The 26635-nt window shown below is 54.5% G+C and carries 26 protein-coding genes; 14 read left to right on the forward strand and 12 right to left on the reverse strand.

All coding sequences use genetic code 11. The features are described 5' to 3' along the window. Positions 1–25 precede the first annotated feature (25 nt). Together VGM48_RS12920 and gpmI are read right to left on the reverse strand one after the other, a co-directional pair. Positions 26–601, reverse strand: a complete 576-nt coding sequence (locus VGM48_RS12920; RefSeq protein WP_331579707.1) for a sigma-70 family RNA polymerase sigma factor — start codon at positions 599–601, stop codon at positions 26–28. A gap of 135 nt (positions 602–736) precedes the next feature. After that, the gene (gene gpmI, locus VGM48_RS12925; protein ID WP_331579709.1) at positions 737–2263 is read right to left on the reverse strand and encodes a 2,3-bisphosphoglycerate-independent phosphoglycerate mutase; all 1527 of its coding nucleotides are present in this window, start codon (positions 2261–2263) and stop codon (positions 737–739) included. A gap of 229 nt (positions 2264–2492) precedes the next feature. Here gpmI and VGM48_RS12930 point away from each other — a divergent pair, with 229 nt between their 5' ends. The 4 genes from VGM48_RS12930 (at position 2493) to VGM48_RS12945 (ending at position 4385) form a co-directional block, all read left to right on the forward strand. Further along, positions 2493–2882, forward strand: a complete 390-nt coding sequence (locus VGM48_RS12930) for a DUF4783 domain-containing protein (RefSeq protein WP_331579711.1) — start codon at positions 2493–2495, stop codon at positions 2880–2882. 80 nt (positions 2883–2962) lie between these two features. Further along, positions 2963–3820, forward strand: a complete 858-nt coding sequence (gene nadC, locus VGM48_RS12935) for a carboxylating nicotinate-nucleotide diphosphorylase (protein WP_331579713.1) — start codon at positions 2963–2965, stop codon at positions 3818–3820. 9 nt (positions 3821–3829) lie between these two features. Continuing rightward, a complete protein-coding gene (locus tag VGM48_RS12940; RefSeq protein WP_331579716.1) occupies positions 3830–4168 on the forward strand; it encodes a translation initiation factor in 339 nt (112 codons plus the stop codon). Between the two features lies 1 nt (position 4169). Then, the gene (locus VGM48_RS12945; protein ID WP_331579718.1) at positions 4170–4385 is read left to right on the forward strand and encodes a hypothetical protein; all 216 of its coding nucleotides are present in this window, start codon (positions 4170–4172) and stop codon (positions 4383–4385) included. Positions 4386–4405: 20 nt separating this feature from the next. Here VGM48_RS12945 and VGM48_RS12950 read toward each other — a convergent pair whose 3' ends face one another. Beyond that, positions 4406–5857, reverse strand: coding sequence for an NADP-dependent isocitrate dehydrogenase (locus VGM48_RS12950; protein WP_331579720.1), 1452 nt, complete (start codon positions 5855–5857; stop codon positions 4406–4408). A gap of 115 nt (positions 5858–5972) precedes the next feature. Between VGM48_RS12950 and apaG the strand changes: the two genes are divergently transcribed. After that, entirely contained in the window at positions 5973–6359 is a 387-nt protein-coding gene (gene apaG / locus VGM48_RS12955; RefSeq protein WP_331579724.1) for a Co2+/Mg2+ efflux protein ApaG, read from the forward strand. A 117-nt stretch (positions 6360–6476) separates the two neighbouring features. Beyond that, the gene (locus VGM48_RS12960; RefSeq protein ID WP_331579726.1) at positions 6477–6803 is read left to right on the forward strand and encodes a hypothetical protein; all 327 of its coding nucleotides are present in this window, start codon (positions 6477–6479) and stop codon (positions 6801–6803) included. 69 nt (positions 6804–6872) lie between these two features. Here the strand turns inward: VGM48_RS12960 and VGM48_RS12965 are convergent, their stop codons facing one another. Both VGM48_RS12965 and VGM48_RS12970 read right to left on the reverse strand, forming a co-directional pair. Beyond that, positions 6873–8933, reverse strand: a complete 2061-nt coding sequence (locus tag VGM48_RS12965; RefSeq protein WP_331579728.1) for an OPT family oligopeptide transporter — start codon at positions 8931–8933, stop codon at positions 6873–6875. A gap of 22 nt (positions 8934–8955) precedes the next feature. Further along, positions 8956–10635, reverse strand: coding sequence for a peptide MFS transporter (locus VGM48_RS12970; protein ID WP_331579730.1), 1680 nt, complete (start codon positions 10633–10635; stop codon positions 8956–8958). Positions 10636–10689: 54 nt separating this feature from the next. Here VGM48_RS12970 and purD point away from each other — a divergent pair, with 54 nt between their 5' ends. From purD to VGM48_RS13010, 8 genes are all read left to right on the forward strand, one after another. Beyond that, positions 10690–11976 (forward strand): phosphoribosylamine--glycine ligase, encoded by a 1287-nt coding sequence (purD, locus tag VGM48_RS12975; RefSeq protein ID WP_331579732.1) that lies wholly within the window; start codon positions 10690–10692, stop codon positions 11974–11976. Positions 11977–12071: 95 nt separating this feature from the next. Then, on the forward strand, positions 12072–13058 hold the full coding sequence (locus tag VGM48_RS12980) for a tryptophan 2,3-dioxygenase (RefSeq protein ID WP_331579734.1): 987 nt from the start codon (positions 12072–12074) through the stop codon (positions 13056–13058). Between the two features lie 263 nt (positions 13059–13321). Continuing rightward, on the forward strand, positions 13322–14347 hold the full coding sequence (locus VGM48_RS12985; RefSeq protein WP_188933768.1) for a rod shape-determining protein: 1026 nt from the start codon (positions 13322–13324) through the stop codon (positions 14345–14347). Between the two features lie 52 nt (positions 14348–14399). Beyond that, on the forward strand, positions 14400–15251 hold the full coding sequence (gene mreC, locus VGM48_RS12990) for a rod shape-determining protein MreC (protein WP_331579738.1): 852 nt from the start codon (positions 14400–14402) through the stop codon (positions 15249–15251). After that, positions 15248–15781, forward strand: coding sequence for a rod shape-determining protein MreD (locus VGM48_RS12995; RefSeq protein WP_331579740.1), 534 nt, complete (start codon positions 15248–15250; stop codon positions 15779–15781). Before mreC ends, VGM48_RS12995 begins: the two co-directional genes overlap by 4 nt. 53 nt (positions 15782–15834) lie before the next feature. Then, complete coding sequence (gene mrdA, locus VGM48_RS13000) at positions 15835–18108, forward strand: penicillin-binding protein 2 (RefSeq protein WP_331579742.1); 2274 nt, start codon at positions 15835–15837, stop codon at positions 18106–18108. Further along, positions 18105–19454, forward strand: a complete 1350-nt coding sequence (gene rodA, locus VGM48_RS13005) for a rod shape-determining protein RodA (RefSeq protein WP_331579744.1) — start codon at positions 18105–18107, stop codon at positions 19452–19454. The genes mrdA and rodA overlap by 4 nt, the downstream gene beginning before the upstream one ends. Positions 19455–19484: 30 nt before the next feature. Further along, positions 19485–20342, forward strand: a complete 858-nt coding sequence (locus VGM48_RS13010; protein ID WP_331579746.1) for an MBL fold metallo-hydrolase — start codon at positions 19485–19487, stop codon at positions 20340–20342. Between the two features lie 374 nt (positions 20343–20716). On the opposite strand, the gene VGM48_RS13015 is transcribed toward VGM48_RS13010, so the two are convergent. From VGM48_RS13015 to VGM48_RS13045, 7 genes are all read right to left on the reverse strand, one after another. Continuing rightward, a complete protein-coding gene (locus tag VGM48_RS13015) occupies positions 20717–21133 on the reverse strand; it encodes a hypothetical protein (RefSeq protein ID WP_331579748.1) in 417 nt (138 codons plus the stop codon). An 8-nt stretch (positions 21134–21141) separates the two neighbouring features. After that, on the reverse strand, positions 21142–21990 hold the full coding sequence (locus VGM48_RS13020) for a hypothetical protein (protein ID WP_331579750.1): 849 nt from the start codon (positions 21988–21990) through the stop codon (positions 21142–21144). Positions 21991–22021: 31 nt separating this feature from the next. Continuing rightward, complete coding sequence (locus VGM48_RS13025) at positions 22022–22567, reverse strand: sigma-70 family RNA polymerase sigma factor (protein ID WP_331579752.1); 546 nt, start codon at positions 22565–22567, stop codon at positions 22022–22024. Between the two features lie 4 nt (positions 22568–22571). Further along, the gene (locus VGM48_RS13030; protein WP_331579754.1) at positions 22572–23531 is read right to left on the reverse strand and encodes a transketolase family protein; all 960 of its coding nucleotides are present in this window, start codon (positions 23529–23531) and stop codon (positions 22572–22574) included. A gap of 67 nt (positions 23532–23598) precedes the next feature. Further along, entirely contained in the window at positions 23599–24657 is a 1059-nt protein-coding gene (gene galE, locus VGM48_RS13035) for a UDP-glucose 4-epimerase GalE (protein WP_331579756.1), read from the reverse strand. Between the two features lie 23 nt (positions 24658–24680). Next, positions 24681–25544: a glucose-1-phosphate thymidylyltransferase RfbA gene (gene rfbA / locus VGM48_RS13040; protein ID WP_331579758.1), complete on the reverse strand. Its 864-nt coding sequence runs from the start codon at positions 25542–25544 to the stop codon at positions 24681–24683. Positions 25545–25596: 52 nt separating this feature from the next. Further along, positions 25597–26634, reverse strand: a complete 1038-nt coding sequence (locus tag VGM48_RS13045) for an inorganic phosphate transporter (RefSeq protein ID WP_331579760.1) — start codon at positions 26632–26634, stop codon at positions 25597–25599. Position 26635: the final 1 nt, after the last annotated feature.

The following is a 26635-nucleotide window of genomic DNA, read 5'->3' on the forward strand; positions in this document are numbered from 1 at the left end:
TCAGGATCCCGGCTTAGGATTACTTCTAACGGATAGCGACCAGCCAATCGGTCTTTTCTCTGGGCTTTGTCAGGATCTTCTTTCGGATCAGGATCTCTTCCAGCATCTGCTTTGCCCTCGTATATTGTGAACGACTGGTACTCTCTTCGATGTCCAACATATCGGCGATCTCCTTGTGCGAATAACCTTCAATTGCGTAAAGGTTGAGGACAGTGCGATAACCGATCGGCAGAATGCGGATGCATTCCACTATCTGTTTGGCCTGAACGATGGAAGGGACACTCTCTTCGCGCACCTGCACGCCACTTGCGTGCACGATGTCCAGGCTTTCATTGAACCGCTTGTTCTTTTTGAGGTTGTTGATACAGGTATGAACGATGATACGCCTGATCCACCCCTCGAATGCACCCTTGTTCTGAAAGGTGTGTATTTGGGAAAATACTTTTATAAACCCCTCCTGTAACATATCCTCCGCATCTTCCCTGTTGTGGGCGAACCGGTAACAGACGGCCAGCATCTTCGGGCTGTAGCGATTGTACAGTTCCCGTTGGGCGGCAGCCTCGTTTTTTAAACAGCCTTGTAAGATGGCTTCTTCGGTCATACAAACCGCAGTTGGTTGCCCTGTAATTTAGACAATTTTTGTGAGGTAATGCTGCGCACGAATAAAAAAAGAAGGGGAGCGCCCATCGGTTAAAACCGGGCGCTCCGCTTCTTTTTCAACCGGCTGGAAGCCGCGTCAGATCAGTATTTCACCTGTCATCTCGGCCGGGATGGGCAAACCCATCATTGTCAGGATGGTAGGCGCCAGGTCGCCCAGCTTGCCGGTCCGGAGACCGCCTTTCCAATGCTTATCGATGATAAAGAACGGAACGGGATTCATCGTGTGGGCGGTGTTGGGGCTGCCGTCCTCGTTGACCATAAAATCCGCATTGCCATGATCGGCCGTCAGGAAGACCGTATAATCGCTGTCGAGAGCTGCCGAGACGACGCGCGAGACGCATTGGTCGACCGTTTCGGCCGCTTTGATCGCCGCCGTCCAGACACCTGTGTGCCCGACCATATCGGTATTGGCGAAATTGAGGCAGATGAAATCCGCGGTCTTATTCCTGATCTCGGGGACGATGGCGTCGGTGAGTTCGTTTGCGCTCATTTCGGGCTGCAGATCATAGGTTGCCACCATTGGTGAGGGGACCATGATCCTGTTCTCCCCATCAAAAGGAACCTCCCGGCCGCCGCTGAAGAAGAAGCTGACGTGGGGATATTTTTCGGTTTCGGCGATGCGGATCTGTTTCAGACCCTGGCCGGCGATGATCTCGCCAAGGGTATTCTTGAGGTCGTCGTTCTCAAAGATCACCTTTACCCCCTTGAATTTTGCATCATATTGGGTCATGGTGGTATAGTTCAGGGAGAGCTTTTTCATCCCGGGATCGGGAAAGTCCTTCTGGGTCAACACCTCGGTTATCTCCCGGCAGCGATCGGTGCGGAAGTTGAAGCAGAGGGCGTAATCCCCGTCCTTTATCGTTGCCAGCGGCTGGCCGTCCTCGCCGGTGATGACCGTCGGCTTGATGAACTCATCCGTGATCCCGGCATGATAGGACTGTTCGATGGCGGCCAGGGCATCGGTCGCCTTTTCCCCTACCCCCCGGACGAGGGTGTTGTAGGCAAGCTGGACCCGTTGCCACCGTTTGTCCCGGTCCATGGCATAGTACCGGCCGCTGACGGTGGCGATCCTGCCGGTCGTCTTATCGAGGTGGGCCTGGAGATCCCGGACGAAGCCGAGACCGCTTTTGGGATCGGTGTCCCGGCCGTCGGTAAAGGCATGGATAAAGACCTCTTTCAGTCCTTCCCGCAGGCAGGTGTCGACGATGGCCTTCAGGTGCCGGGTATGGCTGTGTACCCCGCCGTTGCTTACCAAACCTAGCAGGTGCAAGGGTTTACGGTCGTTTTTAGCGGCGCGGATCGCTTCCAGCAGGACCGGGTTCCCGGCAAAGGACCCGTCGCGGATGGCGACATTTATCCGTTGCAGTTCCTGGTTGACGATCCGGCCGGCTCCCAGGTTCAGGTGGCCTACCTCGGAGTTGCCCATCTGGCCTTCGGGCAATCCTACCTGTTCGCCGTAGGTAATCAGGGTCGTATTGGGGTATTGCTGGTAAAGACTGCTGACGAAGGGGGTCTGGGCGTTGCGGATGGCGTCGGCGGAGGGCTGGCCGCCAAGGCCCCATCCATCCATGATGACGAGGATAACTTTCTTCTGAGCTGACATATAAGTGGATTTTGACTGTTCGCCTGAACGGCAAAACTAGGGCATTCACCCCGACAACCCGGTGTTTTTTTAGGCCTTGGGCCTATTGGAAAAAGTGGGCCCGGGCCTAAAAACGGCTAATGATGGCCCTTCGGGCAACGGGGTTGTACCCGTTTTATGCATTTTAATTGCCTTTGTGGCAGTTTGGCATATTTTTGGGATTAAGCAGGGCGACTAATATTCTATTAACATGAAAGGCATATTTGGGTTGGCCGTGCTGACGATCTCGCTGGTCCTGGTTTCGTTCCGCCCCACGTATACGCTTGACGAAATAACTGCTGCCATCAAAGTTGGAAATGCCGGTGAACTCTCCCGGTATCTGGATAACCGGGTGGATATCTCCCTCCCCGAAAAGAGCGACAGCTACAGCAGGATACAAGCGGAAATGATCATCCGGGACTTCTTCTCTACCAATGGGGTACAGAACTTCACGGTCAAACACCGTGCTCCCAATGGCGGCGGTTCAGAATTCTGTGTCGGGGTGCTTCAGACCCATAACGGCGATTATCGCACTACCTTATTTCTAAAGCAAAAGGGCGACAAGCAGCTGTTGCAGGAACTCCGGTTCCAGGCGCAATAGCCTAAACATATTGGAGACGGTAAACAGGGCAAGGTCCGGTCACTACAGTGACCGGGCCTCTTTTTTTGTACTTTTGCGCCATGCCCAATCAATTTGACGAGCAGCTGGGGTTTCTGATCAGCAGTGCCCTGAAGGAAGATATCGGTGACGGGGATCATACCACTTTATCCTGCATCCCGCCCGACGCCCGGGGAAAGGCGATACTTCACATCAAGCAGGACGGGATCCTGGCGGGGATGGAGATCGCCGAGAAGATCCTGAAATTCAAAGAGCCGGGAGCCCAATTCACGGCCTATAAGCGGGATGGGGAGGTTATGCGGGACGGAGAAGAAGCCTTTGTCGCGGAAGCCACCATCCACAGCATCCTGCAATGCGAACGGCTTATCCTCAACTGCATGCAGCGGATGAGCGGGATCGCCACCCTGACCCGGCAATATGTCGACCGCCTGCAGAAATATAAGACACGTGTCCTGGACACCCGCAAGACGACCCCCAACTTCCGGCTGCTGGAAAAAGAAGCGGTGCGCATCGGCGGCGGCCTCAACCATCGCTTTGGCCTGTACGACATGATCCTTTTAAAGGACAACCACATCGACTATGCCGGCAGCCTTGAAGCAGCGATCGAAAAAGCGAGTGCCTACCGTCAGGCGCATAAGCTTCACCTGAAGATCGAGGTGGAGACCAGAAACCTTGACGAAGTGAAAAGGGTGCTGGCCATCGGGAAGGTGGACCGGATCATGCTCGACAATTTCACTCCCCGGCAGCTGGCCGAAGCGTTGTCGCTTATTGGTGAGCGTTTTGAAACGGAAGCCAGCGGCGGCATCAATCTGAACAACATCGAAGACTTTGCCCGCACCGGCGTCGACTATGTAAGCGTCGGAGCGCTGATCCATCAGGCCAGGAGCCTCGACCTCAGCCTGAAGGCAGTTATCGTATAAACGCATGTTATGAGCAAGAAAAAATCCAACAACAGCGGCATCGTTTACTCCACCAATCCTGAATTCCGGATGGAGGAAGAAAGCCTCCCCCAGGAGAGCCTGACGTCCCGGCAACAGAAATTAAAGGTGCGGCTGGATACCCGGCAGCGGGCGGGGAAAGCCGTTACCCTTGTGGCAGGGTTTATTGGGCCCGAAAGTGAATTGGACAGCCTCGGCCGTCAGTTGAAAACGCATTGCGGCACCGGCGGCTCGGTCAAGGACGGGGAGATCATTATCCAGGGGGATCAGCGGGATAAGATAACGCAATGGCTCATTGCAAAAGGGTTCACCGCAACCAAACGTATTTGAGTTGCTGTTCACGCTCTATATTATTGCGGCCATCGTTTGCGCCGTGATCGCGGTGGTCGCGTTTTTTCAGTATGTGCGGTTCCGGATGGCCGATAAACCTGAGCTCGAGAAGAAATGGATGGCGGTGCATTTTATCACGCTGGCGCTGTTTGTTCTTTTCGGGGTGCTGATCCTGGTGCATTTGACCAATACGTTGAATGGGCGGCATCAGTTGTAGAGGGGGCCGGCGGTGCCGGCCTATTGACCCTGGGCCAGCGAATAAGCCTTCTTCCCACCCCACATATTCAGCAGTTCGGAAGAGCAGATCCTGAAATCGCCGCTCAGGCTGACATAGAGTCCCAGCACATCCTGCTGGTTCAGCGGGCTGCCGTCGATACTTTCGAAGCGGACATTGTACTGGTTCACGAGATTCGTATATACCGAACCGGTGGGCCATACCTGAGTTCCGCGGTTGCTGATACTGATAAGGTTGAACTTTACACCGGCATGGCGCTGGCATTTCTTTGCGATGAAATCCGGCTGTCCCGAGCTTTCGATAAAAAGGTCGACCCCTACGATCATTTCCTGCTGGGTCTCTTCGGTGACCATCATCTCATTACTGTTGAGCTTGAACGCTGTTTGGGTGACCGGGGCATTGGGCAGCAGCGGTCTGGCCATATGGACAGGGGTCTTGCCAAAGGCGCCGATGATGGCATCGGCAAAGGCCGTGGTGTTCAGGGCGGGGATGCTCTTATCCCCGAAATCCCCGGTGTGCACGCCTTGTTCGAGTGTATACAAAAGGGCGTTTTCGATGATGGCGGCGTTCTCCATCAGCCCCAGATGGCGCAGCATCGCGATCCCGCTGAGCAGGAGGGCGGTCGGGTTGGCGATATTCCTGCCGGCGATGTCGGGCGCGGTCCCGTGAACGGCTTCAAAGATGGCGATATGGTCACCGATATTTGCAGAGGGGGCGAATCCGAGTCCGCCAACCAATCCCGCGCAAAGATCGGAGATGATATCGCCCTGCAGATTGGTAAGGACGACGACGTCGAAGTCCTGTGGCCGGACAACCAGCTTCATCGCCAGGTCGTCGACGATGATATCGTCTGATCTCAGTTCGGGATACTCTTTCGCCACTTCCTGAAAGCATTCGAGAAACAAGCCGTCGGTCAGCTTCATGATATTCGCCTTGTGGCCGCAGGTGATGCGGCGAGCGCCATTCTTCTTCGCCATCTCGAAGGCATACTTGATCACCTGCAGGCTGCCGGGCCGGGTGATGAACCGCCGGCTTAGCGCCACGTCCTGGGTCAGCATGTGTTCGATACCGCCATAGGTATCTTCGATATTTTCCCGGACGATGGTGATGTCGATGGGAATGCCGGCTTTTGAAAATACGGTGTCCACTCCGTGCAGGGATTGGAACACGCGTTTATTCGCATAGGTGTTCCACGTTTTGCGCGCAGTGACGTTGACGCTTTTCACTCCTTTTCCCTTGGGTGTTTCCATGGGGCCTTTGAACAGGAGACCTAATTCTTCGATCGTATGTTTGGCCTCCGGGGTCATGCCGTTGGAAAATCCTTTATCGAATACCCACTTACCCATGTCCACAAACGTATATTCCAACGGCACTTTGCCCGCGTTGAAAATTTTCAAAACCGCATCCATGATCTCTGGTCCGATACCATCGCCTTTTGCAACTGCTATCTTCATATTTTTGAATTTTTTTATTTCCTGGCCTATGCGGCTGGCAATCGGCAAAATTACTGTCCTTTTTTACGTAAACCGTGCCCTATTTTGTATAACTTTAGAGAAATTACCTTGGTTGATGGCAAACAAGATCTCAGAAGGAATGGAGGTGAGCGTCGAGACCTTTTACCAGCCGGATTATTCCAACCCGATATCCGGGGAATATATGTTTGCCTATCGGATCACCATCGAAAATCATAACAATTTCTCGGTCAAGCTTCACCGCCGTCACTGGCATATCTTCGACAGCAACGGCAGCTTTCGGGAAGTGGAGGGCGAGGGCGTGGTCGGTGTCCAGCCCATCCTTCAGCCGGGCGAAAGATATCAATATGTAAGTGGCTGTAATTTACGCACTGAAATGGGGAAAATGTATGGTTCCTATACCATGGAAAATCTCAATAACAAGAAGACGTTCGAGGTAAATATTCCCATTTTCGAGATGATCGTTCCTTTCAAGATGAACTAACGCGCCGCCCCGGCCCGCAAACTGACGCGCAATTTGCTCCCCGCTCCCCCGCTGATTTAACGTTTTCCACGCAACGGTTACCCTCTTTTCCGTGTCATTTGGGTAGAACAACCTGCCATGAAAAAGATACCAGGCTTTTTACTGCTGATACTCATCGCCTTACAACCCGGCTGTAAGAAAAATAACGAAACCATCAGCGAGGTCAATGCACATATCCGTTTCTCCGATCCGGCTGCGGACGGGATCGGCTATTTTATAAATATGGACTCTACTCATGAAACCGTCATTCCCGTCAATCTTCCTTCCGGCTATAAATATAAGGAGGTGAATGCCGCGGTGTCGGTTAAACTGGTTGATGCGGCCAAAAGATTTTATTATGGGATGTCGACCTTGCCCAATCCCGGTATTCGCGGGGTGTATATCGTTACGATCCGGAAGATATAGATTCAGGGCAGACTTCTTGTTTGCCGGCCGAAGGCCGGACATAAGATGATTCGGGCCGGGGGGGTATTTTTATTGAATCCCCTGATGGCTCGAATCCCTGGCGGCGCCGGCGCGGTAAAGGAAAAGCCCCATCACCGCGAAGAAGGCGAACCCCAGCAGGTAGTAACCGTTTTCTCCGAGCAGGCCCGTGAGTCCCTTTTCGATGCTGAGTTTCTCCATGAAGGCGACCGTTGACTGCGGCACTTTGAGAAAGGCGAAGATAACACCCATCAGGGCGCCTCCCGCCACGAGTCCGGTGGCAAACAGATTTCCTCTTTCCAGGTCTTCCTCTCCTTCCTTTATCACCGCTCCGCGTTTCTTTTTCACTTTGTCTACTGCGCCACGGATCGCGCCACCCAGAAAGATGGGGAACGTGGTAGAGAACGGCAGGTAGACGCCGATGGCAAAGCTGAGGGAGCGGACGCCGCAAAGTTCCATGACGAGGGCGAGGGCGGCGCCGGCCAGTACGAAATTCCAGTCGAGATTTTTGGACAGGATCCCGCGGATCAGTGTAGCCATCAGCGTGGCTTGCGGAGCATTGAAGACGCTGCCGATCTTATGATGGATCCCCTTTGCCAGCAGGTCTGGACTGGGGATATCCAGGATCTTGATCGTAAAGCCGACGGCCAGTGCCGAGACGATGACGCCGACAAATAAGGCCAGCTGCTGGTATCGCGGGGTGGCGCCGACGAGGTAGCCCGTTTTCAGATCCTGCGAGGTGCCGCCGGCATTGGAAGCGGCAATACAGACCATGCCGCCGACGACAAGCGCCATCGGCTCATAGACCTTTCCTGCCCAGCCGACGGCCAGGAAGATAAGGCAGGTACCCATCACCGTAGCGATGGTCATCCCCGATACGGGGCTGTTGGAGGAACCGATAAGCCCCACGATCCGGGAGGCCACCGTCACGAAGAAGGCTCCGAACAGCAGGATCAGCAGGCCGATGAGCAGGCGGTTGAAAAAGGAATCTCCGGGGATGATCGTCAGGAAGCCGATGAGGATCACGAGCCCGAGGCTGCCAAGGCCCACCACTTTCAGGCTGAGGTCGCGTTCCGTCCGCAGCCGGCCGGCCGAACCTGCTTCCTTTACGGAGCCGATGCTTTCTTTAAACGATGCGACGATGGTCGGAATGGTCTTGATCAGGGTGATCAGTCCGCCCATCGCTACCGCTCCCGCACCGATCAGCCGGACATAGGCGCGGTAGATGGCCGAGGCGGGGTCGGCAAAGGTCCGGGTCGCCGGATCCCAGCCGCCGTAGCCGCCGGTTGAGCCGATATCCTTTAGAAAGCCCAGCTTTACCTGTTGTTGGGCGATGGTCGCCGGATCGATGAGCGAGGCGACCAGCGGGTGGAAAACGAGCCAGCTCAGGACGCTGCCGGCAAACAGCACTCCGGCGATCTTTGGTCCGATGATATACCCTACTCCCATGTATTCGGGGGTGATATCCGCCGAGATCTGGGCGGAGGGGAAGATCTTATTATAAACCTTGCTTTTTACGGTGTCAAAAACGGGGGTTTCCGCGACCACCCGGAACAGTTTCTGCAGAACGGCATAGACAAAGGCGAATCCGAGGCCCTGAAAGGCAGCTTTGGCAAAGTCTCCGCCCTTCTCGCCGGCTTTTAGCACCGCGGCGCAGGCTGTCCCCTCCGGGTAGGGAAGGGTCTCGTGTTCTTTTACGATGAGGCTACGGCGCAGTGGGATCATCAGCAGGGTGCCCAGCATTCCGCCGAATATGGCCAGGATAAAGATGACACCATAATTAAAGTAGTTGCCGGCTTCCGCGGTCGACAGAAAGAAGAAGCCCGGCAGGGTAAAGACGACGCCCGCGGCAATGCTTTCACTGGCGCTGCCCGTAGTCTGGATGATGTTGTTCTCGAGGATGGTAGTCTTGAAAAGCCGCCGGCCGATGGTGATCGCCATCACCGCGATCGGGATCGACGCCGAGACGGTCAGTCCTGCATTCAGCGCCAGGTAGACTGTTGCGGCACCAAAGGCGATGCCGAAACAGCTGCCCAACAGCAGCGCCTTGAGGGTGAATTCCTTCATCTGCGTTTCCGGGCTGACGAACGGCACGAACTTCTTTTCAGACATGCGGGTGGGTTTTGAGGTTATATCAGGCTTCGCCGGTCTTATCCCGAACCGTCGCGTTAAGGGTTCGGATCCGGCTGAACAGCAGGACGGAGCCCAGGATGCCGGCGACAAAATAGATGAGGAAATACACCTTTTTGTCGGGGAACTGATCCCAGCTGCTGGTCATCAGGCCGGCGATCTTGCTGCCCAGGGACATGGTAAGGAAAAAGCCGCCCATCAACAGGGATGTGAGCCGGGGCGGCGCCAGTTTGGAAACCATCGACAAGCCCATGGGGCTGAGGAAGATCTCGGCCGTGCATATGACGAAATAGGTGCCCCATAACCAGTTGGGGGAAACCTTGTCATGGTAGATGGAGGACACTGAGAGGACGGCGAAGAACATCACGAGCGATGAGATCCCCGACAGGAACAGTGCGATGCCGAACTTGGCGGGGGTGGTGGGTTCGCGCTTTCGTTTTCGAAGCCAGGAGAGAAGGGCCACCAGGAGCGGTGTCAGGCTAACAATAAAGAACGGCACGATCGAGGTATAGAGTTCCGGGTTGGCGACCTTCAGTCCATGGCCTTCGGGCGGCCACTTCTCTTTGGGGAGGTTCTGGAAATAGGGATCGGGTCCCATGGTCTGGATGATGTGCCCGCCAGCGTCAACCACCGGCATCAATTGGGCATTGACGGAGTCCACCTTCCTGGGTTCGGTATTCACTTCCTGCAGGAGGCCCATAAAATCGGCGCCTTGCCGCAGGACGGGGGAATTGATGGTCCGGTTGGTATATCGGTCGGTCCAAAGCGTGTAGCCGGTGAAGATCTGGTAGTAGAGCGCCCAGAAAATGATGGATACTGCGAAGATGTAGAGCAGGGCGCCGATGCCGCGTTTGTCTTCTTTATTCGCTTTTACCCAGATAGAGATGAAAAAGCCGATGATGGGGATGCAGGCAAAGACGAAGGCATCGCTTGATGGGGAGCCCATGAAGGTGTGGTGAAAGACCGCGCCGGGCACATAAAACCCGACGATGGCTGCGATGATTGCCGGGACGAAGACATAGCCGGCGATGCTGCCCAGACCCATGTCCTCTTTCTGCGCCGGTTTGCGGACGTTGCCTTCCCGGATATGTTTCAGGTTGGCCCCGAATACGATAAGCCCGATGATCATCCCGATGCCGGCGGCGCCAAAGGCCCAGCCCCAGCTGTATTTATTGCGGAGATAGGCGGCTGCGAAGTTGCAAAGGAGGGCGCCGACGTTGATCCCCATGTAGAAGATATTATAGGCCGTATCCTTCAGGGGTTTTAGTTCTGCCTTATTATAGATGTTCCCCAGCAGTGTGCTGATATTGGGTTTGAAGAAGCCGTTGCCGCAGATGATCAGCCCGAGCGAAATGTACATGGAGGTGTTGCCGGGGAGGATGAGGCCGAGATAGCCGGCGGCCAGCAGTGAGCCGCCGATGAAGATGGATTTGATATAGCCGAAGTAGCGGTCGGCGATCATCCCGCCGATAAACAGCGGCAGCCAGATAAGGGCCAGGAAGGTTCCGGTGATATCGGCGGCGTCCTTTTCGGTCAGTCCCTTGCCGCCGGTTTGGTTATCTTTCAGGTAGAGGAGGAGAATCCCGGCCAGGAGATAGTAGGCAAACCGTTCCCACATTTCGGTCATGGCAAGAATGTAGAGGGCTTTAGGGTGTTTGGCTTTGCCGGGGGTGGTTTGGATCATGCGATTAAAAAATTAGCACGTAAAGTACGGAGAAATCATAATTTCGAGCTTTCTATGAATATTTTAATATTAGGCTCTGGCGGTCGCGAACACGCGCTGGCATGGAAACTCGTTCAAAGCAGCCGTTGTTCCCGCCTGTTTATCGCTCCGGGCAATGCCGGTACCACCCGCTGTGGCGTCAATGTGGACCTCAATCCCCTGGATTTTGAAGGGATAAAGAAGTTTTGTATCCAGGAGGGCATCGGGATGGTAGTGGTAGGCCCCGAAGAACCGCTGGTTCGCGGGATCGTCGATTTTTTTGCCGCGGACCCTGATGGGCAGAAGATACTGGTCATCGGTCCTTCCGCCGGCGGCGCCCGGCTGGAGGGCAGCAAGGCATTCTCCAAGAAGTTCATGGCGCGGCATAGTATTCCTACGGCAACTTACCGGGAGTTCAGCGCGGCCGATCTTGCTGAAGGGATCAGTTATCTCCAGCAGCACTCACTGCCGGTGGTCTTAAAGGCCGACGGCCTGGCTGCGGGCAAGGGGGTGGTCATCTGTCAGAGTACGATCGAGGCGGTGGCGGAGTTTGAGCTCATGCTTCAGGGGAATAAATTCGGGGAGGCCGGGAGCAAGGTGGTGGTGGAAGAGTTTCTCACCGGGATCGAGCTGTCGGTGTTTGTGCTTACGGACGGAAAACATTTCGTGACCCTGCCGGAGGCCAAGGATTATAAGCGTGTGGGGGAGAACGATACCGGGCCCAACACCGGTGGGATGGGGGCCGTCAGCCCGGTGCCTTTTGCGGATGCCGGATTCATGAAGAAGGTTACCGACCGCATCATTATCCCGACTGTCCGGGGGATCGAAGCGGAGAATATCGACTATAAGGGGTTTATTTTTATCGGCGTGATAAAAGTGGGGGAAGACCCTTTTGTTATCGAATACAACTGCCGCATGGGTGACCCGGAAACGGAAGTGGTCATGCCCCGGCTGACGAACGATCTTGTCGAATTATTCCTTGCTGTCGGGGATCAGACCCTGGACAAGCAGACCATCGGTCAGGAAGAGCGGATCGCCTGTACGATCGTGGCGGTGAGCGGCGGGTATCCCGGCGCCTATGAGAAGGGGGTGACGATTACCGGGCTCGACCGGCTTCCGGCCGGGACCGGCGACAGCCTTGTGTTCCATGCCGGCACCCGCGCTGAAAATGACGAGGTTCTTACCAATGGCGGGCGGGTTCTTTGCGTGACGTCTTTTGCCGAGACCGTCTATGAGGCGGTGGACAAGTCCCGGGACGTGCTGGAGAAGATCTATTACGATGGGATCTACTATCGCCGCGACATCGGCTATGAATTCTTATAGCCAGGTCCGGGCACAGCCCGGACGGCCGAAGGCCCGACATTAGACGCTTTTGCGCCGCGGAGTTATATTTGCCAAAAAACGCAGCGGCGCAAAACATGCACTATAGCGATTACTTACAGCTTGACAAGATCCTCCACGCCCAGCAGCCTGAGAGCGACCGGCTGGGAATGCCTGCCCATGATGAGATGCTTTTTATCGTCATCCACCAGACCTATGAGCTATGGTTCCGGCAGCTGCTTTTTGAGACGGACTCCGTGATCGCCATCCTTGGTCAACCCACGCTAAACGATAATTCCCCGGAATTGCAGACCATCGTTCACCGGCTTTCCCGGTGTGCGACCATTCTCAAGGTCCTGGTTCACCAGATAGATATCATGGAAACCATGACCCCGATGGACTTTCAGGACTTCCGGGATCTGCTGCGGCCGGCATCGGGGTTTCAAAGCGTGCAGTTCAAGCTGCTGGAAGCGAGGCTGGGACTTCGTTTTGAACATCGGTTCGGCCAGGGGTATTACCTTTCTCAGTTGCGGCCGGCAGAGGCGGACCTGATCCGGGCTGCGGAGCAGTCGCCTACCCTCCTGCAGTTGCTCGATGCGTGGCTGGAGCGGATGCCTTTCTTCGATGCGGCGGCGGCCGAAGCCTTCTGGGCGGACTACCGTCACCGCTATGCCGAAAGTCTTGCCGAAGGGGAGAAGGGGAATCTCGGCGGGTTTGACAAGGTCTTTTATGGAATGGAGGCGGGCAGGAGCCTTTCGGCCGCCGCCAGCCGCTCTGCGCTGTTCATCATGCTGTATCGCGGGTATCCTTTGTTGCAATTGCCGTTCCAGGTGCTGCATCAGCTGCTGGAGATCGACGAGCAGCTGAGTACCTGGCGCTATCGTCATATGAGTATGGTCCACCGGACGATCGGCAGCCGTGTGGGCACGGGAGGCAGTACCGGCAAGGATTATCTCGCTTCGGCACTCGAACGCCATCACCTCTTCCGGGAGATCTCGGCGTTGACCAGCTTCGTGCTTCAACGGAAAAGGCTACCGGAACTTTCGCCTGAGATGCAGCGCCGGCTGGGGTTTGCGGGGGTGTGAGCCGCTGGAAGCGGCCCGGCAGAAGGCCGGACATTAGCGCTTCATTAAGAGCCGCCGAAGGCGGCAACAGAATGCAATGACTGTCAGAATACAATTAATACCCCTTGAAGATACGATGACGATTATTTTATCGTTTCTGCTTTATCCGCATCATATGGGGAAAATAATCCATCGAATCAACCGTTTCGCCTTGTTAATTCAGATTATTTCCTTCAATTTTGCTGGCAATATCCTGATAATACATAAAATCTCGACCTTTTAAAATGGGCTTATTCAATTTCCTTACGCAAGAAATAGCCATGGACTTGGGTACCGCCAATACCCTGATCATACATAACGACGAAATTGTGGTGAATGAACCGAGTATTGTTGCTCTGGATCGCAATAACCCCAAAAACGTGCTGGCCGTTGGCAAACGTGCCCTGATGATGCACGAAAAAACCCATGAGAGCATTCGCACGGTGCGGCCTCTGAAGGATGGCGTTATCGCGGACTTCAATGCTGCCGAGTTGATGATCCGGGAGATGATCAAGATGATCTATCCCAAGAAACCGTTGTTCCCCCCCAGCTGGCGGATGATGATCTGTATCCCTTCCAGCATTACGGAAGTGGAGAAAAGGGCCGTCCGGGACAGCGCCGAGCAGGCGGGCGCCAAGGAGGTCTACCTCATCCATGAACCGATGGCCGCCGCCCTGGGTATCGGCATCGACGTAGAAGAGCCGGTGGGTAACATGATCATCGACATCGGTGGTGGCACCACCGGTATTACCGTCATCGCGCTTGCCGGGATCGTCTGTGACCAGTCCATCCGGATCGCCGGTGACGAATTCACGGCCGATATCATGGAAGCCCTTCGCCGTTATCACTCCCTGCTCATCGGGGAAAGAACGGCAGAACAGATCAAGATCCAGATCGGCGCCGCGCTGAAGGATCTCGACAATCCGCCGGATGACATCCCGGTAAACGGCCGGGACCTTGTGACCGGTATTCCCAAGCAGATCATGGTCTCCTACCAGGAGATCGCCGAAGCCCTCGACAAGAGTATCTTCAAGATAGAGGAGGCGATCCTCAAGGCTCTGGAAACGACGCCGCCCGAGCTGGCCGGTGATATCTACCGCCGCGGGCTTTACCTGACCGGTGGGGGTGCGTTGCTGCGGGGCCTGGACAAACGGCTGAGTCAAAAGATCAAACTGCCTGTGCATATCGCCGACGACCCGCTGAAGAGCGTTGTGCGCGGAACCGGTATCGCCCTGAAGAATTACGATCGCTATCCGTTCGTTATGAGATAATTGACCGAGAGCCTGTCAGCAACTACAAAAAACATATTTTAATCAGAGACCGGTGCGTAACGTATTTCTCTTCATCAGAAGGCATTTCAACTTCCTCTTCTTCCTGGTGTTGCAGATAATCGCTCTTTCGTTCCTGTTCCGGTTCAACAAGTTTCACGAAGCCGCCTTCCTCAATGTCAGCACGGAGATCACGGGCCGGTTCTATCAGCGGTACAATAATATTGAATATTACTTTCAGCTGAAGAAGACCAATGAATCGCTTGTGCAGGAGAATCTCCAGCTGCGTCAGCAATTGAAAGACAACTATGAGGCGCCCGACTCGGTCCGCCGGCTGATCCATGATACCCTCAAGGTAGACTCGCATACGGTGATCAAGTATCTGATCATGGAAGCGAAGGTGGTCAACAACACTACTTCCCAGCAGGCGAACTATCTTACGATCCATCGCGGTTTTGCGCAGGGTGTCCGGCCCAATATGGGGGTCACCGGTCCGCAGGGTATTGTCGGGTCCGTGGTCAACGTCAGCAAGAACTTCGCGACCGTCCAAAGCATGCTGCATTATCAGTTCAAGCAGGTGGCAAAGCTCAAACACAACAATGAGACCGGGACCATTGAATGGGATGGCGTGAGCCCGCTCTATGTCACCCTGAAAAATATCCCCAAGAGCGTCAAGGTTACGATCGGCGATACCGTAGTCACTACCCAGCTGTCTTCCATCTTTCCGGCCAACCTGATGATCGGCACCATCACCGACATCGTCCCCGACAACTCTTCCAGCTTCTATACGCTAAGGGTGAGGCCGGCCACCAATTTCGGTACCATTGAATACGTGTATGTGATTGACAACCTTCAATATGACGAGCAAAAGCTGCTGGAGGATTCGACCCGCAAAAAGACCCAATGAGTGAGCTGCTGAAAAATACGATCCGGTTTATTCTCTTCATCCTGGTGCAGGTGTTCATCCTTTTCAAGATGCCGCCGCTGCATCGGTTTGTCGCCCCCTATCTTTACTATCTCTTTATTCTCTGGCTGCCTTTCAGCCTGTCCCGGATGTCGATCACCTTTATCGGCTTCTTTTTCGGGCTTTGCCTCGATTATTTTACGAAGACCCCCGGCCTACACGCTGCGGCCTGTACGCTTATCGCCTATGTCCGGCCTTTTGTCATCGGGTTGCTGATCTCGCAGGAAGGTGCCGACAAGAACTATGTCTCTCCTTCGATCGTCAGCATGGGTTGGGCGCCTTACGCCACGTATGTTCTTGTGCTGACGTTGCTGCACCATTCCTATCTTGTCCTGCTGCAATGGATGGGTTTCGGCAGTTTTGTTTTCTTCCTTGGAAAAGTGATCGCGTCGACGGCTGTCAGCCTTTTGCTGGTGCTATTGACCGAGCTCTTGTTCTTCCGCAAACAAAAGTTCAGGACCAATACGATCTAAGCGAAGTTTCACGTTTAATATGGATATGTCGTAACTTGTGGGGGTAAACCAATATGCCTGTATTTAATCAATCGCGCAGCAATATAGTCCGGCTCATTTTCGCCGGCATGTTCCTGATCATTATCGCCCAGTTGTTCCACCTGCAGATCGTTTCCAAGAAATACAAACAGCAGGCTCAGGAGAATGCGCTTTTCCGAAAAAGCGTCTATCCCACCCGGGGGATCATCTACGACCGGAAGGGCAAGGCCATCCTCAACAATACGATCCTTTACGACCTGATGGTCACTCCGGCTCAGGTAAAGAATATCGACACGGGTTATTTCTGTCAGCTGGTGGGTATCGACACTGCCGAGTTTCGGCGCCGGATCATCGATGCCCGGTTCAAGAACGGGCCTTTCCGGCCTACCACCTTCGAAGATCTTTTACCTCCGGAGATGTATGCCCGGATGGAAGAGAATATCTGGAAATTTCCCGGCTTCAACCTGCAGGAACGTCCCGTCCGGATCTATCCCTATAATGCCGCCGCGCATATCATGGGTTATGTCGGGGAGGTGGACTCTGCCATCCTGCGCCGGAGCAATAACTTCTATCAGTTGGGTGACTATGTCGGCCGCGCCGGGCTCGAACAGAGCTATGAGAAGGCGCTGATGGGGCAGCGGGGGATCGAATTCTGGATCAAGGACAACAAGAACCGGCTGGTGGGCCGTTATCAGGACAAGACACTCGATACCCCTGCCATCGCGGGGAAGAACCTGCATACCTATCTCGATATAGAACTGCAACAGCTGGCCGAGCGCATGCTGTATGGCAAGACCGGCGCCGTCGTCGCCATCGAGCCTTCCTCGGGCGGCATTCTGGCGATGGCTTCCGGCCCGAGCTACGACCCGAATTCACTGACCGGTCCCGATAAACAGTCCAACTACGCCCGGCTGGCGCTGGATGCTTCCGGTCCGCTGCTCAACCGCGCTATCAAAGGACAATACCAACCCGGCTCCACCTATAAACCCGTCGGCGCACTCATCGGGCTTGATGAGAATGTGATCACCCCGGCCAGCGGTATCAACTGTCTGGGATCCTATAATGCGTGTACCAAAACCGTCAGATGTCTGGAGACCTGGGCCGGTCATGCGGCCAACCTCCGTTTGGCTATCGCCCACTCCTGCAATTCCTTTTTCTGTAACACCTTTCGCCTGGAAGTCGACAACCCGGAGTATCACAGCGTACGCCGGGGATTGACCAGATGGAAGGAATATGTCAACGCCTTTGGTCTCGGACACCGGCTTGGGGTCGATCTTCCCAGTGAGGATGGCGGCAATATCCCGGATACCCTTGTCTATGATAAAGACTATAACCATGCCTGGAATTCCTGTACGATGGTCACCATGGGCATCGGCCAGGATAAGATGCTTGTCACGCCGCTGCAGATGGCCAATGCCATGTGCATCGTTGCCAATAAAGGGTATTATTATACCCCGCATTTTGTAAAGACGATAGAAGGCGCGCCGGAGGATGATACTTTGCTCAGCCGCTTTCATCAGAAACACGAGCCGGTGTCACATATTTCCGACGCGGCCTATGAGGTCGTTCACAGTGGGATGCAGGATGTGGTCGAGATCGGCACTGCGAAGGTCGCCCGGGTCCCCGGCATCGACATGTGTGCGAAGACCGGTACGGCGGAGAACAAACAGCGTATCGACGGCCGCGTTCTCAAACTGAACAACCACTCGGTATTCGTTTGTTTTGCCCCCCGGGAAAGCCCCAAGATCGCCGTTGCCGTCATTATTGAAAATGGGGGTTTCGGAGCTGCCCAGGCAGGGGTTATCGCTTCCCTGCTGGTAGAAAAATATCTCAATGACACTATCGCCACCCCGAGGCTTGCGTTATTGGACGACATCACCAATCGTAACCTGATGCCGGGTTATCTGGTGCGGCTGCAATTCAGGGATGACTCCAACCGGGCCGCGTTGTGGGCCAAACAGTCCGGCGACAGCAGCCGGTGGTTGAAATACCAGACGCCTTCTTTCCGGTATATGATGCTCGATACCCTGGCCGGTTCGAAGAGCCCGTTGTACCAGGCCTTGCACAAGCCCTCTCCTTATAAGAGTGCTTTGGCGGAACGACTGGCTAAACAAAAGGCGCAGGCCGCGGCCGCGACCATTGGACTGGATTCGGCGATCAAATCCAGCGCGGGCGCTTCACCGGGGGACAGCATCCGGCCACGAACGCCAAAGCCGCCGCGGAAAGATTCGGGCGCGAGTCCGCCTGTTCATCGAGCGCCACCCAAGCCTGATTCCAACAAACAAAAAGATTCTACCCCTGCCAAATGAGCCAGAGAAATCCTTCCATATCGAAAGGTGTTGACTGGTCCCTGGTGTGGATCTGGTTCATCCTTTGCGCCATTGGGATCACCAGCATTTTTGCCGCCTCCTATCACGACGGCGATAATGTCGTACAGGGGTTTATCTCGTTGAAGACCGATTACAGCCGGCAGTTGCTGTTCTTCGTTCTCTCAGGGATCCTTGGCACTTTCATCCTGCTGACCGACAGTAAATTCTTTACCGCCACGGCCAACCTGGGGTATGCCTTTGGGATTTTCCTGCTGCTGTTGGTGTTCCCGTTTCACTCGCGGGTAAAGGGTACCGAATCCATCATCCGCTTTGGCAATGCTTTCCAGATCCAGCCCGCCGATATCTGTAAGCTCTTTGTCAACCTGGCCCTGGCCAAATATCTTTCACGGGTGGAGACCAACTTCACCCGGCCACGTTCGCAATTGATCGCGGCGGTGATCGCGCTGGTACCGGCCATGTTCAGCATCATGCAGCACGAGATGGGGTTATCGCTGGTGTATTTCTCCTTCTTCCTCGTGATGTTCCGTGAAGGCTTGCCGGCCTCGGTGCTCGTGATCGGCTTTTCCTTTTCCGTGCTGGTCGTTGCCACGCTGCTGCTTGAACCCAATACCCTGGCGCTGATCCTTACGGGTGTCGCGCTGGCGGCTATCTTCTTCCTGCGAAAGCTTATCAAGCGCAACCGGAGCATCCTGTTTATCATCGCGGGCATCTGGTTTGTCTGTGTGGGGGTACAGCGATTCGTCGTTCCTTTTGCCTTTGATCATGTGTTCAAACCTTACCAGGTGAAGCGCATCTATGACGCCATCGGCAAGGACTATATTCCAAAAGACCAGGCCACCGAAGTGGCCCTGGAGAATGAGCAGCGCCGGAGTGGCAAGAAGGGCAATGACAACTACAATGTCAAGCAGAGCAAGATCGCTATCGGCAGCGGCGGGTTTATCGGGAAGGGGTTGTTGAAGGGCACCCAGACCCGATATGACTTCGTGCCCGAACAAAAGACCGACTTCATCTTCTGTACTATCGGGGAGGGGTTTGGCTTTTTGGGGAGCGTCCTGTTCCTTGGGATCTATATCGTGCTGCTGATGCGGATCGTGATGATCGCCGAGCGACAGCGAAGCGTCTTCAGCCGATGTTATGCTTATGGGGTTGCCAGCGTGTTGTTCTTCCATATCGTCATCAATGTTTGTATGACCGTGGGTCTTGCGCCGGTTATCGGCATTCCGTTGCCGTTTATCAGTTATGGCGGCACCTCTCTCGTCACCTTTAGCGTCATGCTGTTTATCCTGGTCCGGCTGGATGCCGACCGGCAAATGGTTTTGAGATAGTACCTTCGTGCCCGGATCAATCCACACAACATGCAAGTCATTCCATTATCCGAAGGAGCTTTCACGATAGACAGGAGCAAGAAATTCATTCCTTTTAATCTGGAGACCGACGATCTGCAACAGCGGCCTACGGGCAGTCTGCTGGTCGAAATACAGCCGTTTGCGATCGTCACGACGGAAGACGTCCTCGTCCTCGATACGGGGCTGGGTTTCGAGCAGGACGGTGTCCTGCAGATTCATCGCAATCTGCGCAAGGCAGGCATCGAACCGGCGCAGGTGACGAAGGTGCTGATGAGCCATCTGCATAAAGATCATGCCGGCGGGATAACCGAGCGAAGCGAAGGTTACGAGCGAGGAGGGGCTTGGCGAAGCAGCTCCGACGAAGCTCTGGGTGCAGCGGCGGGCTTTCCGGGTGCAGCGACAGGGATTGCCGACGCAGCGACAGGAGTCGCGAGTACTGCGGCGAACCGGCCGTTATCGTTTCCGAATGCGCGGTATTATGTGCAACGGCGTGAGTTGGAATATGCGTTTGAAAAAGGGCCGACCTCTTATATCACCGATGAACTGGAATGTCTCAAGACTTCGCCGCAGGTGGAGTTTCTTGATGGGGATGGCGTGATCGACGGCTATATAAAATATCAGGTGACGGGGGCGCACTGTCCCTGGCATCAGGTCTTTTGGATCATCGATGGCGGAGAGACGGTTTTTTTTGGCGGTGATGTGGCGCCGCAGCTGCAGCAAATGAAGAGCCGATTCGTGGCGAAGTATGATTATGATGGCAAGAAAGCGATGGAGCTTCGGCAGCTATGGTGGGAGCAAGGGCAGCGTGAGGGATGGACTTTTTTGTTCTATCACGATGTTAAGACACCGACTTTCAGCGCCCGCTGAAAACCGCGCCCGGCGTGCCCTACATTAAAATCAGATTAAAATGGGATTAACGCTAACGTCTGTCCTTGCGGACATGTGGCCATGGGCCACATAAGAAAAAGGCCTGCCCTGGAAAGAGCCGGCCGTTGCTAACCTATGAAAAACACCAAGTTCAAATATCGTATTTCAGAAAGCTTTCAATAAAATTTTTCGGCGAATGAGGCAAATGTTGGGGTCAGCATTTGGGCGCTCCGACTATTCGCCAAATTTTCGTCGTTCGCGCTCCAATATTTTATGTCGGGCCTTCGGCCAACCTCGCTGTGCTCGGTTTTGGTTAATGGCTTGACCGGTTGTTGAGCGATGGGTTTGCGGCGGGTTAGTGATCGGTTGAGGGATCAGTTGACCGGCTGAAATCGTCGCCCCTGCATTTGTCTTCGCTGCAGTTCGCGTTGTATGAATACATTAAAATCTTTTTCGGCGCGGAAGAAATCATTGATCTTAGGAGGAGGGATGGCTTTGAGGAATTCCACGCTATATTTTTTCCGGATATTCAGGAGATTTTCTTCGAGTCCGAGCTCGTTATGATCGCTACGGTACGCAAAATAGGCCTGCCGCACTTCATTGCTGTATTGTTTGTAGATGGGCCAGAATTTTTGGGCCTCCTCCGGCGTCAGGTTAAGCCGGTTGGTGATGAAGCCAATCTTCATAGATTCGAGACCCCCGGCGCCAGGCCGTTGTTGTGTCTGGCCCTGTGAATGTGCGGGTGGGGTCAGCCAGCAGAGGATCACCAATACGGAAAATAATTTTTTCATTGTTGCTGCTAATTCGTTGCAATGTCATTCGGCCCCCCATGATCTTCCATATATTGCTTCAGATCTCCGTCGGGTATATCCCCGAGTAAAGATTTTACGTCATTGTCATTGAAGTCCAGCGTTGCCGTGTTGTTGGTCGGCAGTGCCAGGGTGGTATCCTGGTCGGCCAGGAAGCTTTGCAGATCCTGGTCGCTGACCTTGGTCAGGCTGGAGGCGATATCGGGGGTTTGGCCCTGATGTCCACCGTTGACGTGCAAGCGCAGCCAGCCGATGGTCAGGATCAGCCCGGCCACGACGGCTGCCGCCGAGTATTTCCACCAGTTGGTCCTGCGGCCGCCAAAGGCAACAACCTTTGCGGGCGCCCGTTGGGCCTCTGCTGCTGCTTCCAGCACCTTCTCCTCTATTTCAACGGGCAGCTGGCGAAAGTATTCATCCGGAACAGTATAGGGGTTTTTGTCTCTTGCTGCGACCAATATGGGCGAAAGCTCTTCAAAGTACCCTTCGGGCAGCCGGTAGGTCCCGAGGGGCCTGAGCTGTGCTAAAAGGGGGGATAGCGCGGCCAGTTCTTCGGCGGCGGTTTCCGGGGCAGTCCGCAGCGATTTCGCTTCGGGTGCCTGGTGGGAGGCGTTGCCCCCAGCCTTGATACGGGCCAGCACTCCTTCGGCAAATCCCTCGAAATATCCCTCGGGCACGTTGAATGCCAGTGGCTTATGCTGGGTTTTGATCCGAAGCAGTATCCGGCTGGAAAGGTCTGCAAAATAGTCATCCGCCACCCGGTAAGGGGTTTGGCGGCTGATCGTGGCGACGAGCTCACTCAGCGACCTCAATTCTTCCGATATGTCCTTGCTCGCGTTCATCTATTTTCAGACCCTTTTCATTAATCAAGGTTTAATGATTTAGGATGTAATCCTCTATTTTTTTGACGGCATGATGATAGGAGGCTTTGAGCGCACCTTCGGAGGTATCCAGCACCCGGCTCATCTCCTCATAGGGCATCTCGTCATAGTATCGAAGGGTAAATACAATTCGCTGTTTTTCAGGGAGTTGCTGGATGGCCAATTGCAGCTTCCATTCGAGCTTATTGGGATCGAAATGCTTGTCCGCGACGATCTTATTACTCAGGCCGGATTCCATTTCGTCCAGGGACAGGGTGGACTTGCGTTTTCGCTGTTCGAGATAGCTGAGGCACTCGTTGGTCGCTATCCGGTAGAGCCAGGTGTAGAGCTGGCTGTCCTCCCGGAAGTTTTCCAGGCCGTTCCATACCCGGATAAACACATTCTGTAATACGTCGTTGGCGTCCTCGTGTTCCACAACCATCCGACGGATATGCCAATACAGCTTCTCCTGGTATTTCCTGATGATAGCGGTGAATGCCCGCTCTTTGGTTTCAGGATCACGGAATTGCAGAAGCAGCTCGGTGTCTTGGATGGTCACTATACTATTTGTTTTTTCTTGCGATTACCTTTTCGGCGGCTGTGACGATATTGGGCGTATCCAGGCCATATTTTTTCAGCAATTCATCGGGCGTGCCGCTTTCCCCGAAGGTGTCGTTCGTTCCGACGTATTCGATGGGGATGGGGGTGTTCCTGGCCACCGTCTGTGCGACGGCGTCGCCGAGGCCGCCGATGACATTGTGTTCTTCGGCCGTGACCGCGCATTTGGTCTTTTGTACGGATCTGATGATCGCGGCGGTGTCAAGCGGCTTGACGGTATGCAGGTTGATCACTTCCGCGGAGATGCCTTTTTGTTCGAGGATCCGGGCGGCTTCGATGGCCTTCCAGACGAGATGGCCGCAGGCGAAGATGGAGACATCGGATCCTTCGGTGAAGACCTGGGCCTTCCCGATCTGAAACTCCATGCCGGCGGTGAATATCGGCCAAACGGGCCGGCCGAAGCGCAGATAGACGGGACCCTGATAGTCGGCGACCGCCATCGTTGCGGCCTTTGTCTGCGCATAGTCGCAGGGAACGATCACGGTCATCCCCGGCAGCATTTTCATCAGGCCGATATCTTCCAGGATCTGATGGGTGGCGCCATCTTCACCGAGCGTCACGCCGGCGTGGGAGGCACATATTTTCACGTTCTTCCCCGAATAGGCTACGGACTGACGGATCTGGTCATAGACGCGGCCGGTGGAAAAGTTGGCAAATGTCGTTGTGAAAGGGATATGTCCGCCGATGGTGAGGCCGGAGGCGATGCCGATCATATTGGCTTCTGCGATACCGCACTGGACAAAGCGTTCGGGAAATTCCTTGATGAAGGCCTGGAGTTTCATCGACCCGGCCAGATCGGCGGTGAGGGCTACAATGTTAGAGTTTTTGCGTGCTGCTTCTACGATCCCATCTCCAAATCCGCTGCGTGTGTCTTTCTGTCCTGTTACCTGAATATCTTTTAACATTGTCGTTTGATTTTAATCCTTACAAAGTAACTGAATTGCGGTAAAAAAATCCGCAAAAATATTTTTTCTAATTGAAACTCGAGAACTTTCCGTTGTAGAATTTCTCGTCCGCTTTCAGCTTCTGTTCCCATTTCCACGCCGTGGACAGCATGTCTTCAAGGTTGTATCCGGTGGTCCAGCCAAGCATTCTCCTGGCCAGGTCGTTATTGGCATAGATGGCGATGACATCACCGGGGCGCCGCGGTCCGATCTGGTAATTCAGGTTTACGCCACTCACCTTTTCAAAGGCCTTGATCGCCTCCAGTACGGTGACGCCGTTCCCTGTACCGAGATTGAATACTTCCGCGCGATTGATGTTCTTTTTATCGATCATATACTGTATCGCGAGGGTATGAGCATGAGCGATATCGCTGACATGGATAAAGTCGCGGATACAGGAGCCGTCGCGGGTGGGATAGTCGTCCCCGAAGACGGTCATCGAGGGCAGCTTGCCGATAGCGGTCTGCGTGATGGCGGGGACGAGATTGGCCGGCTTGCCGATCGGCATCTCACCGATCAGGATACTCGGATGGGCGCCGACGGGATTAAAATAACGCAGCAAAATGCTCTTTGTTCGGGTGGCCGACTTACAAAATTCGTTGATGATCTGTTCGCCCATCTGTTTTGTATAGCCATAGGGCGACTCGGCCGGTTTTGGCGGCGACAGTTCTGTCACCGGGATCGAATCCGGGTTGCCGTACACCGTACAGGACGAGGAAAAGACAAAATGCGGAACTTCGAATTCCTGGGCCACCTTCAGCAGGTTGATCAGGGATACGAGGTTATTCTCGAAATACATGAGCGGCTGTTCGACCGACTCGCCGACGGCTTTATAGGCGGCAAAGTGAACGATGCCGGCGATATTCGCATTCTCCTGAAAAATGGCGCAGGTGTCGTCGTAATTGCAAAGATCGACCTTATAGTTCTTGATCTTTTTTCCGGTGATCTTCTCCACTCCCTCGAGTATGCGGGGAGAGGAGCGTACATTGTTATCGACACAAATTACTTCAAAGCCATTGGCTATCAGGTCCACAATCGTGTGTGAACCGATATAACCGCATCCGCCTGTAACAAGGATCTTCTCCATAACAGCAATAATGATCTATTTTGTTATAAATTAATCAGATTGATAAGGTACTGGCCGTATCCGCTTTTCAGCAGCGGCTGGGCGATCTTCTCCATCTGCGTCTTATTGATGAATCCCTTCCGATAGGCGATCTCTTCGATACAGGCGATCTTGATGCCCTGGCGCTGTTCGATCACCTGTACAAACTGCGAGGCTTGCATCAGTGAATCGAAGGTTCCGGTGTCGAGCCAGGCGGTACCGCGATCGAGGATCGACACTGTCAGCTTTCCCTGGCGCAGGTATTCTCTATTGACATCGGTGATCTCGTATTCGCCGCGGGCGGACGGCTTTAAGGCGGTGGCGATCTCCACGACCGAGTTATCATAGAAATACAACCCCGGAACGGCATAATTGCTTTTTGGCTTCGCCGGCTTCTCTTCGATGGAGATGGCCTTGTTGTTCGAGTCGAACTCTACGACCCCGTAGCGTTCGGGATCGCTTACCTGGTAGGCGTAGACAATACCGCCTTCCGGCCGGGTATTCTTCTCGAGCTGCTTGCCGAGGCCCGCACCGTAGAAGATATTATCGCCCAGTACGAGGGCCACGGGGTCATTGCCGATGAATTGCCGGCCTATGACGAAGGCTTGCGCCAGTCCATTTGGCAGCGGCTGCTCGGCATAGGAGAAGTTAAGACCCAGCTGCGACCCGTCTCCGAACAATTTTCTGAACAGCGGCAGATCGTGCGGAGTGGAAATGATCAGGATATCTTTTATCCCTGCCAGCATGAGTGTGGAGAGGGGATAGTAGATCATGGGCTTATCATACACCGGCATGATCTGTTTGCTGATGGCATAGGTTATCGGATGCAGACGCGTACCGGATCCTCCAGCGAGAATAATTCCTTTCATAGTAAGAAAACTGCGTTTTGAAAATCCTCGAAAGATAGGAAGTTTTGGCCAACTAGCGGAAGAAACTAACGATAAAATAAACCAGGGCCGCCAATAAGGCGCTTACCGGGATCGTCAGTACCCAGGCCCAAAGGAGGTTGATGGTCACCCCCCAGCGTACCGCCGAGAGCCGCTTGGTGGCGCCGACTCCGATGATCGACCCGGTGATGGTATGGGTCGTGCTTACCGGGATCCCCAGTTTATCGGAAATGAAAAGCGTGACGGCGCCTGCTGTTTCGGCGGCGACCCCTTCCAGGGGCGTCACTTTTGTGATCCGGGTACCCATGGTCTTTACGATCTTCCAGCCCCCGCTAAGCGTTCCCAGGGCAATAGCCGTAAAGCTGGCCAGCGGAACCCACATATTCGAGTCGATAAATTGTCTGAATGACATTTCCTGCCCCTGCGACTTGTGATACCAGATCATGGCCGCGCCGATGATGCCCATCACCTTCTGGGCATCGTTGCTGCCATGGCCCAGGCTGAGCAGACCCGAAGAGATCAGCTGCAGCCGGCGGAACCAGTTATCGGCCCGGTAGGGATTGGCCCGGCGGCATACGTTCAGGATGAGGAGGGTGATGATAAAGGCCACCAGCATCCCGATGAACGGCGCTACGAAAATGAACAAAAAGATAGGGATCACCTTGGCATAGTTGATGACATTGACCCCATTGTGGCTTAAGGCCCCGGCATGGGCCAGTGCGGCGCCCACGAAGCCGCCCAGAAGGGTATGGGAAGAACTGGAAGGGATGCCAAACCACCAGGTCAGCAGGTTCCAGCAGATGGCCGCGATCAGCCCCGAGAAGATGACCTCCAGGTTGATGAATTCCTTGTTGACGCTGCTGGCGATGGTGTTGCCGATCTTAAACTCCTTCAGGACATAGCGGGCGAGAAAAAAGGCGGCGAAGTTGAAAACGGCGGCCCAGAGGACGGCCTGAAACGGGGTGAGCACCTTGGTGGAAACGATGGTCGCGATGGAATTGGCGGCGTCGTGGAAACCGTTGATATAATCGAATACGAGGGCCAGTACGATAATGATAACCAGAAACGACATG

This window comes from Puia sp. (genome assembly GCF_036500295.1).
In the GTDB taxonomy this organism is placed as follows: Bacteria; Bacteroidota; Bacteroidia; order Chitinophagales; family Chitinophagaceae; genus Puia.

Bases quoted from the DNA above. Each gene is read 5' to 3' on its own strand.
- VGM48_RS12995 (WP_331579740.1), top strand. From the start codon at position 15,248: ATGAGTGAGCTGCTGAAAAATACGATCCGGTTTATTCTCTTCATCCTG.
- VGM48_RS13045 (WP_331579760.1), bottom strand. From the start codon at position 26,634: ATGTCGTTTCTGGTTATCATTATCGTACTGGCCCTCGTATTCGATTAT.
- VGM48_RS13015 (WP_331579748.1), bottom strand. From the start codon at position 21,133: ATGAAAAAATTATTTTCCGTATTGGTGATCCTCTGCTGGCTGACCCCA.
- VGM48_RS13030 (WP_331579754.1), bottom strand. From the start codon at position 23,531: ATGTTAAAAGATATTCAGGTAACAGGACAGAAAGACACACGCAGCGGA.
- VGM48_RS12960 (WP_331579726.1), top strand. From the start codon at position 6,477: ATGAAAAAGATACCAGGCTTTTTACTGCTGATACTCATCGCCTTACAA.
- mrdA (WP_331579742.1), top strand. From the start codon at position 15,835: ATGCCTGTATTTAATCAATCGCGCAGCAATATAGTCCGGCTCATTTTC.
- VGM48_RS12980 (WP_331579734.1), top strand. From the start codon at position 12,072: ATGCACTATAGCGATTACTTACAGCTTGACAAGATCCTCCACGCCCAG.
- gpmI (WP_331579709.1), bottom strand. From the start codon at position 2,263: ATGTCAGCTCAGAAGAAAGTTATCCTCGTCATCATGGATGGATGGGGC.
- galE (WP_331579756.1), bottom strand. From the start codon at position 24,657: ATGGAGAAGATCCTTGTTACAGGCGGATGCGGTTATATCGGTTCACAC.
- VGM48_RS13010 (WP_331579746.1), top strand. From the start codon at position 19,485: ATGCAAGTCATTCCATTATCCGAAGGAGCTTTCACGATAGACAGGAGC.
- VGM48_RS12985 (WP_188933768.1), top strand. From the start codon at position 13,322: ATGGGCTTATTCAATTTCCTTACGCAAGAAATAGCCATGGACTTGGGT.
- rfbA (WP_331579758.1), bottom strand. From the start codon at position 25,544: ATGAAAGGAATTATTCTCGCTGGAGGATCCGGTACGCGTCTGCATCCG.
- VGM48_RS12940 (WP_331579716.1), top strand. From the start codon at position 3,830: ATGAGCAAGAAAAAATCCAACAACAGCGGCATCGTTTACTCCACCAAT.
- nadC (WP_331579713.1), top strand. From the start codon at position 2,963: ATGCCCAATCAATTTGACGAGCAGCTGGGGTTTCTGATCAGCAGTGCC.
- purD (WP_331579732.1), top strand. From the start codon at position 10,690: ATGAATATTTTAATATTAGGCTCTGGCGGTCGCGAACACGCGCTGGCA.
- VGM48_RS13020 (WP_331579750.1), bottom strand. From the start codon at position 21,990: ATGAACGCGAGCAAGGACATATCGGAAGAATTGAGGTCGCTGAGTGAG.
- VGM48_RS12950 (WP_331579720.1), bottom strand. From the start codon at position 5,857: ATGAAGATAGCAGTTGCAAAAGGCGATGGTATCGGACCAGAGATCATG.
- VGM48_RS12970 (WP_331579730.1), bottom strand. From the start codon at position 10,635: ATGATCCAAACCACCCCCGGCAAAGCCAAACACCCTAAAGCCCTCTAC.
- rodA (WP_331579744.1), top strand. From the start codon at position 18,105: ATGAGCCAGAGAAATCCTTCCATATCGAAAGGTGTTGACTGGTCCCTG.
- apaG (WP_331579724.1), top strand. From the start codon at position 5,973: ATGGCAAACAAGATCTCAGAAGGAATGGAGGTGAGCGTCGAGACCTTT.
- VGM48_RS12930 (WP_331579711.1), top strand. From the start codon at position 2,493: ATGAAAGGCATATTTGGGTTGGCCGTGCTGACGATCTCGCTGGTCCTG.
- VGM48_RS12965 (WP_331579728.1), bottom strand. From the start codon at position 8,933: ATGTCTGAAAAGAAGTTCGTGCCGTTCGTCAGCCCGGAAACGCAGATG.
- VGM48_RS12920 (WP_331579707.1), bottom strand. From the start codon at position 601: ATGACCGAAGAAGCCATCTTACAAGGCTGTTTAAAAAACGAGGCTGCC.